The sequence below is a fragment of the Streptomyces albiaxialis genome (assembly GCF_039530985.1).
GTDB lineage: Bacteria > Actinomycetota > Actinomycetes > Streptomycetales > Streptomycetaceae > Streptomyces > Streptomyces albiaxialis.
The window spans coordinates 407,078-422,202 of the sequence record NZ_BAAAPE010000002.1 but is presented as its reverse complement, the minus strand read 5'-3'; the positions used below and the strand labels follow the sequence as shown (position 1 = coordinate 422,202).

The following is a 15,125-nucleotide window of genomic DNA, read 5'->3' as shown; positions in this document are numbered from 1 at the left end:
AGAGAGGCTTCATGCCCCAGTTCGACCTGCCGCTCGACCAACTGCGCGACTACCGGCCGGAGATATCCGTGCCCGACGACTTCGACGTGTTCTGGGAGAAGACCCTCGCCGAGACCCGGGCGTACGGACTGGGCGCCACGTTCGACCCGGTGGAGACCGGCCTGACGGGCGCCCGCGTATGGGACGTGACGTTCGCCGGGTTCGGGGGCCACCCGGTCAAGGGCTGGTTCACCGTCCCGGCGCGGGCCGAGGGCCCCCTGCCCCTGGTGGTGCAGTTCCAGGGCTACAACGGCGGCCGGGGCCTGCCGCACTGCTGGTGCCTGTGGCCGCTGGCCGGATACGCGCACTTTGTGATGGACATACGCGGCCAGGGCGGCGGCACCCAGGGCGCGGGCGGCAACGTCGGGGACACCCCGGACCCGGTCGGCTCCGGACCTGCCCACGCCGGGTTCATGACACGAGGCATCGAGGCCCCGGAGACGTACTACTACCGCCGCGTCCTCGCCGACGCGGTCCGGGCCGTCGAGGCCGCACGGGCCCACCCGCTGGCCGACCCGTCCCGCACGGTCGCGCTCGGCGCCAGCCAGGGCGGCGGCATCGCGCTCGCCGTGGCCGGACTCGTCCCCGATCTCGCGGCCGTCTGTGTGGACGTGCCGTTCCTCTGCCACTTCGCCCGCGCCGTCACCCTCACCGACGCACGCCCGTACGGCGAGATCGCGGGCTATCTGCGCATGCACCGGGGCAAGGAGGAGCAGGCGCTGCGCACCCTCTCCTACGTCGACGGGGTGACGTTCGCCGCGCGCGGCCGGGCACCCGCGCTGTTCTCCGTCGGCCTGATGGACCAGGTCTGCCCGCCGTCCACGGTCTTCGCCGCCCACAACGCGTACGGCGGCCCCAGGCAGATCGAGGTGTACCCCTTCAACGGCCACGAGGGCGGCGCCATGTTCCAGCAGGAGGCCCAATTCGACTGGCTCGGACGGCACGTACGGCACGGACGGCACCACCCGGCCGCCGCCTGAAGCCGATGACAGGGCCCGAGAGAAGAGGACACCCCGCCATGCCCGCCACCCCCGCCGTCTCCCCGCTCCGCGTGGTCCGGCCGAGCGTCGAGCACGCCCAGCGCCCGCTCGGCCTCGACGTCCGCCGCCCCCGCCTGAGCTGGCGCCTGGAGTCCCAGGAGCCCGGCAGGCACGGACAGGCCCAGAGCGCCTACCGGATCCGCGTCGCCACCAGCCCCGCGCTCCTCACGGCCCCCGACGTCTGGGACAGCGGCACCGTCGCCTCGGACACCTCCGTACTGGTGCCCTACGCCGGTCCCGGACTCCTGCCCCGCACCCGCTACTACTGGACCGTACGTGTGTGGGACGAGGTGGGCCGTGCCTCCGCGTGGGGCGAGCCCTCCTGGTGGGAGACGGGCCTCCTCGACGCCTCGCGCTGGACCGCCCGGTGGATCGGCGCGCCTCCCGGGCTGCTCGCGGCGCCGCGGCTCGACCACGCGCACTGGATCTGGTCCCCGGACGGCACGCCCGGAGGGACCCGCTGGTTCCGCACCGTCGTCGAGGTGCCGCAGCGCCTGGTCCGCGCCCGTCTTGTCCTGACCACGGGCGGCGGCTGCACGGCGTACGTCAACGGCGCCGGGGTCGATCACACCGACCCCGCGGCCCCCGTGGTCGAGAGCAGGCCCCCGTATGTCACCGACGTCACCGACCGCCTGCGGCCCGGCCGCAATGTCCTCGGGGTCACCGCCGCCACCCCCGGCACCGGCCCCGCGGGCCTTCTGGCGGCCCTGGAACTGACCGCCGCCGACGGCGAGGTGTGCCTGCCCACCGGACCCGGCTGGATGTCCACGGCGCTGGAGCCGCGCGGCGACTGGCACGCGCCCGAGTACGACGACGGGGCGTGGAGCGCGGCCGAGGTGCTGGCACCGTACGGACAGGACGGGCGGCCGGTGACCCCTCCCGCGTACGCGCCCGTGACCCAGATGCGGCACGCGTTCCGTCCGGCCCCCGGGAAGACGGTCGCACGCGCGCGCCTCTATGTGACGGCCCTGGGGCTGTACGAGGCGCACCTCAACGGCCGTCCCGTCGGCGACGACCGGATGGCCCCCGGCTGGACCGACTACCACCGGCGCGTCCAGTACCGGACCCACGACGTCACCGCCCTCCTGCGCGACGGCGACAACGTGCTGGCGGCCGACCTCGCCGCGGGCTGGTACGCGGGCAGCATCGGCTGGGCCGGCCCCCACCAGTACGGCGAACGCCCCGCTCTGCTCGCCCAGTTGGAGCTCACCTACGCCGACGGCACGACCGACCGCGTGGAGTCCGGCCCCGACTGGCGCGCGGCTCCCGGCCCCCGTACGACCGCCGACCTCCTGGCCGGTGAGGAGTACGACGCCCGTCTGGAGACCGGAGGATGGACGGAGCCCGGCTTCGACGACACGGGCTGGGTCCGCGCGGCCGCCCTGGAGGGAGTGACCGCCGAACCGGTGGCCCAGCTCGACGCCCCCGTACGGGTGACACAGGAGCTGACCCCGAGGGAGGTGACAGAGCCCGCCCCCGGCGTCCGGGTGTTCGACCTGGGCCAGAACATGGTCGGCACCGTCCGTCTCACCGTCTCCGGACCGGCCGGTACGCGGATACGGCTGCGCTACGCCGAGGTCCTGAACCCCGACGGGACGCCCTGCACGGCGAACCTCCGGTCGGCGCGCGCCACGGACACGTACACCCTCAAGGGCGTCGGCACCGAGACCTTCGAACCGCGCTTCACCTTCCACGGCTTCCGCTACGTCGAGGTCACCGGCCACCCCGGCGTCCCGGACCGGGAGAACCTCACCGGACTCGTTCTGCACACCGACGCGCCCCTCACGCTCGCGTTCAGCACCGACGCCCCGATGCTCAACCGGCTGCACAGCAACATCACCTGGGGCCTGCGCGGCAATTTCCTCTCCGTCCCGACCGACACCCCGGCACGCGACGAACGCCTCGGCTGGACGGGCGACATCAACGTCTTCGCGCCGACGGCCGCGTACGTCATGGAGTCGGCCCGCTTCCTCACCAAATGGCTCCAGGACCTGCGCGACGCCCAGACCGAGGACGGCGCCTTCCCCGACGTCGCCCCGCACGTACGCCCGCTGGGCAAGGGCGTGGCGGGATGGGGCGACGCGGGAGTCACCGTTCCCTGGGCCCTCTACCAGGCCTACGGCGACACCCGGATCCTGGAGGAGAGCTGGCCGTCCATGGTCCGGTGGCTGGAGTACCTCCGCGAGCACAGCAGCGGCCTCCTGCGCCCCGCCGAGGGCTACGGGGACTGGCTCAACATCGACGAGGAGACGCCCAAGGACGTCATCGGCACCGCCTGCTTCGCCCACAGCGCCGACCTCGTCGCCCGTACCGCGCGAGCCCTCGGCAGGGACCCGGAGCCGTACAGGAGCCTCTTCGAGGACGTCCGCGAGGCGTTCCGCGCGGCCTATGTCTCCGCCGGAGGCCGGGTGAAGGGCGACACCCAGACCGCCTACGTCCTGGCTCTGTCCATGGACCTGTTGACGCGGGACGAGCGCGGCCCGGCCGCCGACCGCCTCGTCGAACTCCTCCGCGCCCGCGACTGGCACCTGTCCACGGGCTTCCTCGGCACGCCCCGGCTCCTCCCGGCACTCACGACGGCGGGCCGTACGGACGTGGCCTACCGCCTGCTGCGGCAGCGGACCTTCCCCTCCTGGGGCTACCAGATCGACAAGGGCGCCACCACGATGTGGGAACGCTGGGACTCCATCCGCCCGGACGGCAGCTTCCAGGACGCCGGAATGAACTCCTTCAACCACTACGCCTACGGCTCGGTCGGCGCCTGGATGTACGCCCACGTGGCCGGCCTCGCCCCGGCCGAACCCGGCTACCGCCGCATCCTCATCCGCCCCCGCCCGGGAGGCGGCCTCCAGGAGGCCAGGGCCCGCCTCGACTCCCCGTACGGCCCGATCACCACCCACTGGACGCTGAGCGACGCTTTCCGCCTCACCGTCTCCCTGCCGGTCAACACCACGGCGGAGATCTGGATCCCCGCACGGAAGGACACAGAAGTCACCCACGACACCTCGGAGTTCCTCCGCACGGAGGACGACTGCACCGTCTTCACGGCGGGCTCCGGCACACACATCTTCACCACCGCCTGAGGAGCCACCCACGGGGCCCGCACAGCAGCGAGGGCCGGTCTCCCTGATCGGAAGACCGGCCCTCGTCCGCTTCACCGGTCGGGACGGCGAGATGTGAACCCACGACCCTTTGCCCCCCCAGCCTGCGTCCTGGTGGCCAACTGGTCAGCAGGTATGCCATGTTGACTGGTCAGAGCGTCGGTATGCATCGTTCTGAGTGAGTGGGGGAGAGTGTGTGAAACAAGATCATCTCCCAGGATTCTCCCAGAGACGGCGCGCTTCCCCGCGTCCCAAGGATCTTCTGCGGACCCCGACGAGGGGCCTGCTGCGCATGAGCCTGCCCGAGTCCGGGATGCTGCGAGGTGAGCCAACAGTGCATCCCCGGACCCTGAAGAGTGGGTGCGGGAGCGAGCGCCGCGACGCGCCGCACCTCCGGATCATCGGTCCCGGAGCGAACCAGCCACCTCGGAGGTCATTTCGTTAGGGTTTCTCGGGCGTCTTGGCCATGGCCGCGACCAATGCCGCAAGGAGCAGGACGCCCGCCGACCACCAGGCCGCGACGGTGAAGCCGTGCACCATGCCCTCCAGCGGGCCCTGGCTCCGGGAGGGGTGGGCGTCGATATAGCGGGTGGCGGCGGCCGACGCGATCGTGTTCAACAGGACGGTGCCCAGGGAGCCGCCGATCTGCTGGAAGGTGGAGACGGTCGCGGACGTCACCCCGGCGTCCTTCGGGGCGACCCCGGCGGTCGCCGTCGCGTACACCGGCATGAACGTCAGTCCCATGCCCAGGCCGAGCAGCACCAGCGCGGGCAACACACCGGTGGTGTAGCCGGAGTTCACGCTCAGGCGGGTCAGGAGCAGCATGCCGACGGCCGCGAGGAGCATGCCGGGGGCCATCAGGTTGCGGGGGGCGGTGCGGGGCAGGAGCCGGGCGGCGATCTGCGTCGCGCCGATGACGATCGTGACGGACATCGGCAGGAACGCCAGTCCGGTCCGTACGGGTGAGTAGTCGAGGACGGCCTGGAGGTAGTAGGTCAGGAACAGGAAGGCGCCGAACATGGCGACGGTGGCCAGGCCCATCGTCGCGAACGCCGCCGCACGGGTGCGGTCCCTGACGATGTGCAGCGGCAGCATCGGATGCTCGGCGCGGGACTGCCACCACACGAAGACGGCGAGCAGGACCACACCGGCCGCGAACAGGGTCAGGACCAACGGGTCGGCCCAGCCTGCGGATTCGGCGTCGCTGGAGCCGTACACGACCGCCACGAGCCCGCCGGAGGCGAGCAGCGCGCCGGGAACGTCGAGGCGCACCCCTCGCTGGCGCGGGCTGTCCTTGAGGAGGGCCAGCGCGCCGCCGAGTGCGGCCAGCGCGATGGGAACGTTGACGTACAGGCACCAGCGCCAGGTCGCGTACTCGGTGAGCAGGCCGCCCACCAGCAGCCCGATGGCGCTGCCGCCCCCGGCGAGCGCGCCGTAGATACCGAACGCTCTGCCGCGCTCGGCGGGGTCGGTGAACGTCGTCGTCAGCAGCGACAGCGCGGAGGGGGCCAGGACGGCCGCGCAGGCCCCTTGCAGGGCCCGCGCCGCGAACAGCGTTCCGGGGCCGTCGGCCGCGCCGCCGAGCGCGGAGGCGGCGGCGAAGCCGACCAGGCCGATCATGAAGGTGCGTTTGCGGCCGACCAGGTCGGCGATCCGGCCGCCGAGGAGCAGCAGGCCGCCGAAGGCCAGGGAGTAGGCGGTGATCACCCATTGCCGGTTCGCATCCGACATGCCCAGTCCGTCCTGGACGGAGGGCAGGGCGATGTTCACGATCGTGCCGTCGAGAATCACCATGAGCTGGGCGCCCGCGATGACGGCGAGGGCCCACCATCGCTTCGGATCGGGCAGCTCGGCCGCGTTCGCGGTGGTGTCGGGGACCGGCGTGGGCGCGGTGTCCCCGGGGGAGGACTGCTTGGTCAAGGCGATCATTTTCTGTGTCGGAGGTGTAGGAGCAGACGCGCGGTCCTACACCCCGGGACGCGACACAAGGGATCGCGAGAGCAGCGGACACCACCATGAGGTGCCGCAAAGGGGGGCGGAGAGTCCTACCGCGCGCCGAACGGGGGCACACGGCCGGGGGCAACTATGGCCGCAACACTCGTTGTCCTGTCCATGTTTCCCACCTCCTCCCGGCCGGGCACGCGGTACGCATCGACGCCGAGCGCGCCGAATGGTGCGGCAGGAGTTTGCCGCACATGACCTCCGACAGGGTAGGTCAACCGGCTGGGGACGCAAACGGATTTACCCGGGCCTGGGTACGGGCTCCCCGCACTTCGACAAGGCCAAGTTCACGCCCCGTCCAGCCGGTGAGGCTGCGGCCACCGTCTGTACCCACCGGCTGCCCATCAACGTCCGGGCGATCGACGTGCTCAGGATCCAGTGGGAGCGCCAGGGGCTGGCAGCGGCTCGCCGCAGGTGACCGGTGGCAGGGCTCAGGTCCTGCCTTCACGTCGGCCGTGGGCACGGGACTGGACGCGGCCAACGTCCGGCGCGCCTTGCGCCAGGCACTCGCCCGAGTGGACGGCATCACGCCCGCCGAGTGGACCCCGAGGGAGCTGCGACACAGCTTCGTCTCGCTGCTCTCGGACCGAGGGCTGAGCACAGAAGAGATCTCAAAGCTGGTCGGTCACTCCAGCACGAGCGTCACGGAGGAGGTCTACCGGAAGCAGATCCGGCCGGTCGTCCAGACCGGAGCGGTCGCGATGGACGCCATCTTCAAGGCCAATCCAGAGGCATAGTCACACAGTTAGACACGCACACGCAGCAGAGGCGGAATCCCCTATCGGGACTCCGCCTCTGACCTGCTCTTGCACCGTCGGGACGGCGGGATTTGAACCCACGACCCCTTGACCCCCAGTCAAGTGCGCTACCAAACTGCGCCACGTCCCGGTGCCCGTTCGGCTTCGGGGCTTTCCCCTCGCCGCTCGCGCACAAAGAACAATACAGCACTTCAGGGGGTGCTCGCGCCCCCCTTCCCCCTCGCGGGGTGATCACGGACGCGGGCGGGGTTTGGCGTACCGGGATCGGGAAACTTCGGGTGGTCCTGTCCTGTATGGGGTGACTCCCGGGGCTCCTGACGCGCCCCCGGGCTTCCGAGAGGGGGAGTCGACCGTGAGCCGGTCCCGCATCGTGATCGTCGGAGCAGGGTTCGCCGGGTACCAGGCGGCCCGTACGCTGTCGCGCCGCTTCCGCGGGGCGGCGGAGATCGTGCTGGTGAACCCCCACGACTACTTCCTGTATCTGCCCCTGCTCCCCGAGGTCGCCGCGGGCGTCCTGGAGCCCCGGCGGGTGTCCGTCTCCCTCGCGGGGACGCTGCCGCGCGTACGGCTGGTGCTCGGGGAGGTGAGCGAGGTCGACCTGGAGAGGCGGCAGCTCCGCTACCGGGACCCGGAGGGGCGCGACGGGGAGCTGCGGTACGACAGGCTGCTGCTCACCGTCGGGAGCGTGAACAAGCTGCTGCCCATCCCCGGCGTCGCCGAGCACGCACACGGCTTCCGGGGCATGCCGGAGGCGCTGTATCTGCGTGATCACGTCACCCGGCAGATCGCGATGGCCGCCACCACGGACGACCCCGCCGAGAGCGCGGCACGGTGCACGTTCGTCGTGGTCGGAGCGGGCTACACGGGCACGGAGGTCGCGGCGCACGGCGCCCTCTTCACGGACGCGCTGGCCAAGCAGCACAGCAGGCCGGGCGGCACCCTCGGCGACGGCGCGAAGGACGGAGGGCTGCGGGGGGACCGGCGCCCGAAGTGGATGCTGCTCGACATCGCGCCCCGCGTGCTGCCCGAGCTGGACCAGCGGCTCTCGAAGACGGCCCACCGGGTGCTCGCGCGACGCGGCGTGGACGTCCGTACGGAAACGTCCGTGAAGGAGGCGACGGCGGACGGGGTGCTGCTGGACGACGGGGAGTTCGTCCGTACGCACTCGCTGATCTGGTGCGTCGGCGTACGGCCGGATCCGCTCGTCGAGCAGATGGGGCTGCCGACGGAGCGCGGGCGGCTCGTGGTGGACGAGTACCTGCGGGTGCCCGGGCAGCCGGACGTGCTCGCGTGCGGGGACGCGGCGGCGGTGCCCGACCTGACGCGGGAGGGCGAGTTCACCCCGATGACGGCGCAGCACGCGGTGCGGCAGGGGAAGGTCGCCGCACACAACCTGGCGGCGTCCTACGGATACGGCGCGGCGCGCCCGTACAAGCACCATGACCTGGGGTTCACGGTCGACCTCGGCGGCCTTCAGGGTGCGGCGAACCCGCTGCACGTGCCGCTCTCCGGGCCGTTCGCCAACGCGGTCACGCGCGGCTACCACCTGGCCGCGATGCCGGGGAACCGCGTCCGGGTCCTCGCGGACTGGATGCTGGACGCGGTGCTGCCCAGGCAGGCCGTGCAACTCGGGCTCGTACGGTCGTGGTCGGTGCCGCTGGAGTCGTCGTCGCCGGAGGTCGCCCGGCTGCCGGAGGGTGCGTGAGTCACGTGTCCCAGGAGGCGCGAGTCGCTCGCGCGGGTGACGGACTTTTCCACAGTCGCCGCTTCATCCACAGAACGTGAGCGGTCGGAACGGGGAGTGAGGGCCCCGGCTACCTTCTGAAGCGCCGCGGCGGAGAGCGCCGGGGGCCGGACGGAAGGTGAAGGGGGACCGGGATGCATGGGGGACTGCCCGTCATCGGGTTCAGCCTGCTCGTGTACGGAGCGGTGGGCGTGGTGGTGCTGGTCAGGGACGGAGTGGGCACCTGGCGCGACAGGCGCCGGGGCCGACGGGGGAGTGGTGGGGCATGCGTGCCGACGGTGAGCTGAGCGCCGGGAACGGAGCGGGTGAGCTGCGCGCCGCGAGCGGGGTGACGGAGCGGAGCGCGGCGAGCGGAGTGACGGTGATCATTCCCGCTCACAACGAGGAAGAGGGCCTGCCCGCCACCCTGGAGTCGCTGCGGGCCCAGACGCTCCCGCCGGACCGCGTGATCGTGGTGGACGACGCCTCCGGCGACCGTACGGGCGAGGTGGCCCGGCGGCACGGGGCGGAGGTGATGCGCCCTCCCGCCAATCTGGGCAGCAAGGCGAAGGCCCAGAACCACGCGCTGCCGCACTGCACGACCGATCTCGTCCTGGCCGTCGATGCGGACACCGTCCTCGCGCCGGACTACATCGAGCGGCTCGTTCCCGCCTTCGCCGACCCGGAGGTGGTGGTCGCGGCGGGGAACGTGCAGACGAGGTTCACGCGGACCGTCTGGGAGCGGGGCCGGTCGGTGGAGTATTTGTTCGGTTTCCACTGGCACCGCCCCATCCAGGCGCGTGCGAACAGCCCGATGGTCTGCTCGGGATGCTGCTCGATGTTCCGGCGGTCGGCGCTGGGCGGGGAGGGCTTTCCGACCAGGACCATCGTGGAGGACATGGACTTCAGTTGGACGTGCCAGGTCGAAGGGCTGCGGGCGCGCTATGTCGGCGAGGCCGTGGCCTGGGCGGCCGATCCGGAGAGCCTGCTCTATCTCCGCAAGCAGGTGTGGCGGTGGATGGCCGGGTTCTGCCAGAACGTCCGCATCCACACGGGCGCCCTGGTCCGGCGGAAGCCGATGCTGGCCCTGTGGGTGGTGGTCGCGATGCTGGAGATCCTGACCGCGCCGCTGTGGTGGGGTGCCCCGCTGGTCCTCACGCTCGGCCTGGACCGGCCGGTGCTGCCCACCGTGGGGTGGTGGCTCGGCGCCGAGACCCTCTTCACCCTGCCCCCGCTGGTCTACGCGGCACGCAGACGAGGGCTGCCCCTGAGGAAGGTGCTGTGGAACGTGCCCTGCGTCTACCCCACCAAGATCGTCAACCTCTGGTACGCGTGGAAGGCCGTGCTGGTCGAGCTGGTCCTCGTCCCGCTGAGGCTGTCGCGGGGACTGACCGTCTACGAGAAGGGGAGGGCGCCGACGGCGGCGGCCGTGGCGGGCACGCCCAGCACGGCCTAGCTCGGTCTAGCCCACCGAGAAGCTCGGGTGGTCGAGGACCCAGAGCCAGGTGCCGTCCGGCTGACGGCGGGCCACCTCGACGGTGGTGGCGCCGCCGGCCAGGCGGGTGGAGGTCAGCGCGAGTTCGTCGGTGCGCAGGGTGGGCTGCTGTTCACCGGGGGAGAAGGCGGGACGGGCGGCCACGATCTGCTCGTACGCCCGCCGGATCTCCGCGCTGCCGGTGGCGACCCGGCCGTCGGGCAGCGCCAGCACGGCATCAGGCTCGTACAGCGCGACCAGCCCGTCGACGTCCCCCGCGTTGAGCCGGTCCAGCACGAAGCGGCTCAAGTCCTCAGGGGCCATGGCCCGCTCGTGCTGCCGTTCGCCGTCAGCACCCATGGTCGTCCTCATCTCCCCTCGGGCCGGGACGGGTTCCCGGCGCGGTCATCCTGGCACGGAGGACTGACGCCGCCGCCGAGCCCGGGGGCGGAGGGGCGGAGGGCGCCGAGGTGGGCTGGTCGGGGTGGAGTCCGAGCCGCCGCAGTGCCTCCGGGTGGATCCGGATGTCGCACCAGCCGTGCCAGTGGCCGTCGGCGCCGATGCCGCAGGCGAGGTCGTAGCGGACCTCGTCCCCGGCGAAGGGCATCCAGTCGATGCCGCGCTCGCGCAGTCAAGCGTGGACGGCGGCAGCGGGACGCGGGGAGCCCGGCAGGTTCTCGTAGGCCACGACGGTGACCCAGGCCGAGGAAGGACCGGAAGCCGAGGAGGAACCGGAGGCCGAGGAAGGACCGGAGGGAGAGGTGTTCATGCCGCTCATGGTGCCTGGCCGTCGCCGGGCGTGTCACGGGAAGAGGGCGGCGCGGGAGCCGCCGCGTGCACGGGAGGGAGGAATTCGCGGATCAGCGTGCGGTGCCACCAGTCGCCGGTCTCCCGGCGCTCGGCGGGGGTGGTGAAGCGGTAGCGGTAGAGCAGGGCGCGTACGTGCCTGGGCGGCGCCTCGGGGAAGGGGTTGGTGCGCAGCAGCCGGACGGTCGGCGGGTCGTTCTCCAGGAGCCGCGTGACGAAGGGCTCGAACCAGCCGCGCGTGTACGCGGGGGAGAGCGCGGCGAACCACATCAGCCAGTCGAGACGGAGGTGGTACGGGGCGAACTGGCGCGGCAGCCGCCGCACGTCGCCGGGCTTGCCGCGGAACTCGTACGCGCGCCACACGGTGTCGGGCGTCACGCGCTCCTCGTCGGTCCCCTCCAGGACGATCTCGCGGCGGACGCGCGTGATGCTGCCGAAGGCGCCGTAGGTGTTGACCAGGTGCAGGGGGTTGAAAGAGCGGTTCATCTGCTGGCGGCGGCTGAGCAGATTGCGCGCGGGCCAGTAACTGAGCACGACGACCAGGGCCGTCACGCAGCACACCAGGACGGCGAACCAGAGCGGAGTGCCGCCGTACGAGGGGGTGCCGGTCAGCGGCGAAGGGTCCACGGCCGAGAGGGCGATGACGATCGTGAGCCAGTTCAGCCAGGAGAAGTTGCCCGACAGCACCAGCCAGAGCTGGGTGACGATCACGAGGCCCGCGGCGACGGTGGCGAAGGGCTGAGGGAGGAACAGGCCGAAGGGAACGACGAGTTGCGCCACGTGGTTGGCCGCGACCTCGACACGGTGCAGGGGCTTCGGGAGGTGATGGAAGTACCAGCTCAGCGGGCCGGGCATCGGCTGGGTCTCGTGGTGGTAGTAGAGGCACGTCAGGTCGCGCCAGCAGGTGTCCCCGCGCCACTTGATCAGGCCCGCGCCGAACTCCACGCGGAAGAGCAGCCAGCGCAGCAGGAACAGCACCAGGACGGGCGGCGCGATGTCGCCGTTGCCCAGGAAGACGGCCAGGAAGCCCGTCTCCAGGAGCAGTGACTCCCAGCCGAAGGAGTACCACGCCTGGCCGACGTTCACGATCGACAGATAGAGGAGCCACAGCAGTGCCCACATCGCCATCGAGACACCCAGCGGCACCGCGTCCGCCGCCCCGGCGGCGACGGCTGCCGACAGTGCGGCACCCGCCCAGGCGCAGCCCGCGAAGAGCCGGTCCGTGCAGCGCCACTGGAAGAGGCTCGGCGCCGCCCTGAACGGCACGCGCCGGACGAAGGCCCGGGCCGGAAGCAGCCCGCGCTCACCCAGCAGCGCGCGGAACTGGAGCGCCGCGGACACGAAGCCGACCAGGTACAGGCAGGCCAGCGCGCGCTGGAGCACCAGCCTGCTGAGCCCGTGCCCGGGAGCCGAGAACCACGGCGTGAACCAGTCCATCGCGGCCATGGGTACCACCCTCGGGCGCCCCTCACGCCCCGGGGGGCGCAGCGCGGTCCGCCCGGGGGTGGCCGATCATGGACGGATGAGCGATGAGGGTTACGTACGGGTGCGGGGCGCCCGCGAGCACAATCTGCGGGGCGCCGATGTGGACATTCCACGGGACGCGCTCGTCGTCTTCACGGGGGTCTCGGGTTCCGGGAAGTCCTCGCTCGCCTTCGGGACGCTGTACGCGGAGGCACAGCGCCGTTACTTCGAGTCGGTGGCCCCCTACGCGCGACGCCTGATCCACCAGGTGGGCGCGCCGAGGGTGGAGGAGGTCACCGGGCTGCCGCCCGCCGTGGCCCTGGAGCAGCGCCGCTCGGCGCCCACGGGACGTTCCTCGGTGGGGACGGTCACCACGCTGTCCAATTCCCTGCGGATGCTCTTCTCCCGCGCCGGGAGCTATCCGGAGGGAGCGGAGAGGCTCGACTCGGACGCGTTCTCGCCGAACACGGCCGCCGGGGCCTGCCGCGAGTGCCACGGGCTGGGCACCGTGCACCGGGTGACCGAGGAGTCGCTCGTCCCCGACCCGTCGCTCACGATCAGGGAGGGCGCCATCGCGGCCTGGCCGGGCGCGTGGCTGGGCAAGAACCTCCGGGACATCACCGCCACGCTCGGCTACGACATCGACAGGCCGTGGCGCGAGCTGCCCCAGGACGCCAGGGACTGGCTGCTCTTCACGGACGAGCAGCCCGTGGTCACCGTGCACCCCGTACGGGAGGCCGGGCGCATCCAGCGGCCGTACCAGGGCACGTACCAGAGCGCGAAGCGCTACGTCCTGCACACGTTCGCGGACACCAAGAGCGCGACCATGCGGCAGCGGGTGCAGCGGTACCTGGTGAGTGCCGACTGCCCGGTGTGCGGCGGGCGGAGGCTGCGCCCCGAGGCGCTGGCGGTGACGTTCGAGGGGCAGGACATCGCCGCGCTGGCGGCCCTGCCCCTCGAACGGCTGGCCGAGCTACTGCGGCCCAGCGCGGAGGCGGGGGACGCCGCCGATGCCGCCGACGCTTCCGCGGGGTCCGCGGGCGCGGCCGGGGAGCGCAGCGTCGAGGAGAACGTGGCCGCGACGCTCGCCCGCGACCTCGTCTCCCGTATCGAGGTGCTCACCGAGCTGGGACTCGGCTATCTGAGCGCCGACCGGCCCACGCCCACGCTCTCGGCGGGCGAGCTGCAGCGGCTGCGCCTGGCGACCCAGCTCAGGTCGGGGCTCTTCGGCGTCGTGTACGTGCTGGACGAGCCCTCCGCCGGGCTGCACCCGGCGGACACCGAGGCGCTCCTGACCGTGCTCGACCGGCTGAAGGCGGCCGGGAACTCGCTCTTCGTCGTCGAGCACGACATGGCGCTGGTCCGGCGGGCCGACTGGATCGTGGACGTCGGCCCCGGCGCCGGGGAGCACGGGGGAGAGGTCCTCTACAGCGGCCCGGTGCCGGGGCTGGCGGGAACGGAGGCCTCCGCGACGCGGCGCTACCTGTTCGACGGGGCCGAGAACGACGGGGCCGGCGACGACGAGGGCGGGGCCGGGGATGGCTCGGCGACGCGGGCGGCGGCGCGCGGCGTCCGGGAGCCCGCGCGCTGGCTCTCCCTGTCCGGCGTGACGCGGCACAACTTGCGAGGCCTGGACGTGGACGTTCCCCTCGGCGTCTTCACGGCCGTCACCGGGGTCTCGGGATCCGGTAAGTCGACGCTGGTCAGCAAGGTGCTCGCCGAGATCGTCGCGGACCGTACCGGCGGAGCGGTCGAGCAGCCCGGGGGCGGGGCCGGTGACGCGGTCGGGAGCGAGGACGGGACCGAGGAAGACGACGCGCAGCGGACGGAGCGGACCGACCCCGAGGCGGGCGTCGCCGTCGCCAAGGGGCTGGAGGCGATCGACCGCCTCGTGCGTGTCGACCAGAAGCCGATCGGGCGGACGCCACGGTCCAATCTGGCGACGTACACGGGACTGTTCGACGCCGTGCGGAAGGTGTTCGCGGCCACCGACGAGGCCAGGGCCCGGGGCTACAACGCCGGGCGGTTCTCCTTCAACGTCACCAGCGGTCGCTGCCCCACGTGCCAGGGAGAGGGATACATCGCCGTCGAGCTGCTCTTCCTGCCCGGCACCTACGCACCTTGCACCGACTGCCACGGAGCCCGCTACAACCCGGAGACGCTGGAGATCACCTACCGGGGCGCCACCATCGCGGACGTCCTGGAGATGACCGTCGACGGTGCCGCCGAGTTCCTGGCCGACGTGCCCGCCGCCGCGCGCGGCCTGGGCGCCCTTCGGCGCGTCGGACTCGGCTATCTGAGGCTGGGCCAGCCGGCGACCGAGCTGTCCGGCGGCGAGGCCCAGCGCATCAAGCTCGCCAGCGAGCTGCAGCGCGTCCGGCGCGGGCACACCCTCTACCTCCTCGACGAACCCACCACAGGGCTGCACCCCGCCGACACCGACGTCCTGATGCGTGAGCTGCACGGACTGGTCGACGCCGGGCACAGCGTCGTCGTGGTCGAGCACGACATGGCCGTGGTGGCGGGCGCCGACTGGGTCGTCGACCTCGGCCCCGGCGGAGGCGAGCGCGGCGGGCGGATCGTCGCCTCGGGCACCCCCGCCGACGTGGCGTACGCGGCGACCGGCGCCACGGCCCCGTACCTGCGCGCGGCCCTGGAAGACTGATCCCCGGTCCGTGCGGAGAAGACTGATCCCCGGTCCGTGCGGACAGGACGACA

Annotated in this window: 11 protein-coding genes and 1 tRNA gene; 6 read left to right on the top strand and 6 right to left on the bottom strand. The window is 72.2% G+C overall.

The features are described from left to right. The first annotated feature begins 11 nt into the window (after positions 1 to 11). Both ABD343_RS06855 and ABD343_RS06850 read left to right on the top strand, forming a co-directional pair. Positions 12 to 1,019 carry an acetylxylan esterase gene (locus tag ABD343_RS06855; RefSeq protein WP_344525118.1) on the top strand — a complete coding sequence of 336 codons (1,008 nt, stop codon included), beginning with the start codon at positions 12 to 14 and terminating at the stop codon, positions 1,017 to 1,019. Between the two features lie 5 nt (positions 1,020 to 1,024). After that, the gene (locus tag ABD343_RS06850; protein ID WP_425578109.1) at positions 1,025 to 4,162 is read left to right on the top strand and encodes an alpha-L-rhamnosidase; all 3,138 of its coding nucleotides are present in this window, start codon (positions 1,025 to 1,027) and stop codon (positions 4,160 to 4,162) included. Positions 4,163 to 4,621: 459 nt separating this feature from the next. Here ABD343_RS06850 and ABD343_RS06845 read toward each other — a convergent pair whose 3' ends face one another. Next, a complete protein-coding gene (locus tag ABD343_RS06845) occupies positions 4,622 to 6,109 on the bottom strand; it encodes an MFS transporter (protein WP_344525115.1) in 1,488 nt (495 codons plus the stop codon). Positions 6,110 to 6,636: 527 nt separating this feature from the next. Here ABD343_RS06845 and ABD343_RS06840 point away from each other — a divergent pair. After that, on the top strand, positions 6,637 to 6,918 hold the full coding sequence (locus tag ABD343_RS06840) for a tyrosine-type recombinase/integrase (RefSeq protein WP_344525113.1): 282 nt from the start codon (positions 6,637 to 6,639) through the stop codon (positions 6,916 to 6,918). A 77-nt stretch (positions 6,919 to 6,995) separates the two neighbouring features. On the opposite strand, the gene ABD343_RS06835 is transcribed toward ABD343_RS06840, so the two are convergent. After that, positions 6,996 to 7,069, bottom strand: a tRNA-Pro gene (locus ABD343_RS06835). A gap of 222 nt (positions 7,070 to 7,291) precedes the next feature. Between ABD343_RS06835 and ABD343_RS06830 the strand changes: the two genes are divergently transcribed. Together ABD343_RS06830 and ABD343_RS06825 are read left to right on the top strand one after the other, a co-directional pair. Next, on the top strand, positions 7,292 to 8,644 hold the full coding sequence (locus ABD343_RS06830; RefSeq protein ID WP_344525111.1) for an NAD(P)/FAD-dependent oxidoreductase: 1,353 nt from the start codon (positions 7,292 to 7,294) through the stop codon (positions 8,642 to 8,644). Positions 8,645 to 8,948: 304 nt separating this feature from the next. Then, entirely contained in the window at positions 8,949 to 10,118 is a 1,170-nt protein-coding gene (locus tag ABD343_RS06825) for a glycosyltransferase family 2 protein (RefSeq protein WP_344525109.1), read from the top strand. A 6-nt stretch (positions 10,119 to 10,124) separates the two neighbouring features. Here the strand turns inward: ABD343_RS06825 and ABD343_RS06820 are convergent, their stop codons facing one another. Genes ABD343_RS06820 through ABD343_RS06805 form a run of 4 tightly spaced genes read right to left on the bottom strand, consistent with a single transcriptional unit; the run spans position 10,125 to position 12,389 of the window. Continuing rightward, positions 10,125 to 10,496, bottom strand: a complete 372-nt coding sequence (locus ABD343_RS06820) for a YybH family protein (protein ID WP_344525107.1) — start codon at positions 10,494 to 10,496, stop codon at positions 10,125 to 10,127. After that, the gene (locus ABD343_RS06815; RefSeq protein WP_344525105.1) at positions 10,486 to 10,743 is read right to left on the bottom strand and encodes a hypothetical protein; all 258 of its coding nucleotides are present in this window, start codon (positions 10,741 to 10,743) and stop codon (positions 10,486 to 10,488) included. Before ABD343_RS06815 ends, ABD343_RS06820 begins: the two co-directional genes overlap by 11 nt. Positions 10,744 to 10,767: 24 nt before the next feature. Then, complete coding sequence (locus tag ABD343_RS06810; RefSeq protein ID WP_344525103.1) at positions 10,768 to 10,905, bottom strand: hypothetical protein; 138 nt, start codon at positions 10,903 to 10,905, stop codon at positions 10,768 to 10,770. A gap of 5 nt (positions 10,906 to 10,910) precedes the next feature. Then, entirely contained in the window at positions 10,911 to 12,389 is a 1,479-nt protein-coding gene (locus ABD343_RS06805) for a lipase maturation factor family protein (RefSeq protein ID WP_344525101.1), read from the bottom strand. Between the two features lie 76 nt (positions 12,390 to 12,465). Between ABD343_RS06805 and ABD343_RS06800 the strand changes: the two genes are divergently transcribed. Then, positions 12,466 to 15,072 (top strand): excinuclease ABC subunit UvrA, encoded by a 2,607-nt coding sequence (locus tag ABD343_RS06800; protein ID WP_344525099.1) that lies wholly within the window; start codon positions 12,466 to 12,468, stop codon positions 15,070 to 15,072. The last annotated feature ends 53 nt before the right edge of the window (positions 15,073 to 15,125 follow it).

What these genes read in the sequence shown, in the direction of transcription:
- ABD343_RS06805 (WP_344525101.1), bottom strand. Translation starts at nt 12,389, where the DNA reads ATGGCCGCGATGGACTGGTTCACGCCGTGGTTCTCGGCTCCCGGGCAC.
- ABD343_RS06855 (WP_344525118.1), top strand. Translation starts at nt 12, where the DNA reads ATGCCCCAGTTCGACCTGCCGCTCGACCAACTGCGCGACTACCGGCCG.
- ABD343_RS06810 (WP_344525103.1), bottom strand. Translation starts at nt 10,905, where the DNA reads ATGAACACCTCTCCCTCCGGTCCTTCCTCGGCCTCCGGTTCCTCCTCG.
- ABD343_RS06820 (WP_344525107.1), bottom strand. Translation starts at nt 10,496, where the DNA reads ATGGGTGCTGACGGCGAACGGCAGCACGAGCGGGCCATGGCCCCTGAG.
- ABD343_RS06845 (WP_344525115.1), bottom strand. Translation starts at nt 6,109, where the DNA reads ATGATCGCCTTGACCAAGCAGTCCTCCCCCGGGGACACCGCGCCCACG.
- ABD343_RS06850 (WP_425578109.1), top strand. Translation starts at nt 1,025, where the DNA reads ATGACAGGGCCCGAGAGAAGAGGACACCCCGCCATGCCCGCCACCCCC.
- ABD343_RS06800 (WP_344525099.1), top strand. Translation starts at nt 12,466, where the DNA reads ATGAGCGATGAGGGTTACGTACGGGTGCGGGGCGCCCGCGAGCACAAT.
- ABD343_RS06815 (WP_344525105.1), bottom strand. Translation starts at nt 10,743, where the DNA reads ATGCCCTTCGCCGGGGACGAGGTCCGCTACGACCTCGCCTGCGGCATC.
- ABD343_RS06825 (WP_344525109.1), top strand. Translation starts at nt 8,949, where the DNA reads ATGCGTGCCGACGGTGAGCTGAGCGCCGGGAACGGAGCGGGTGAGCTG.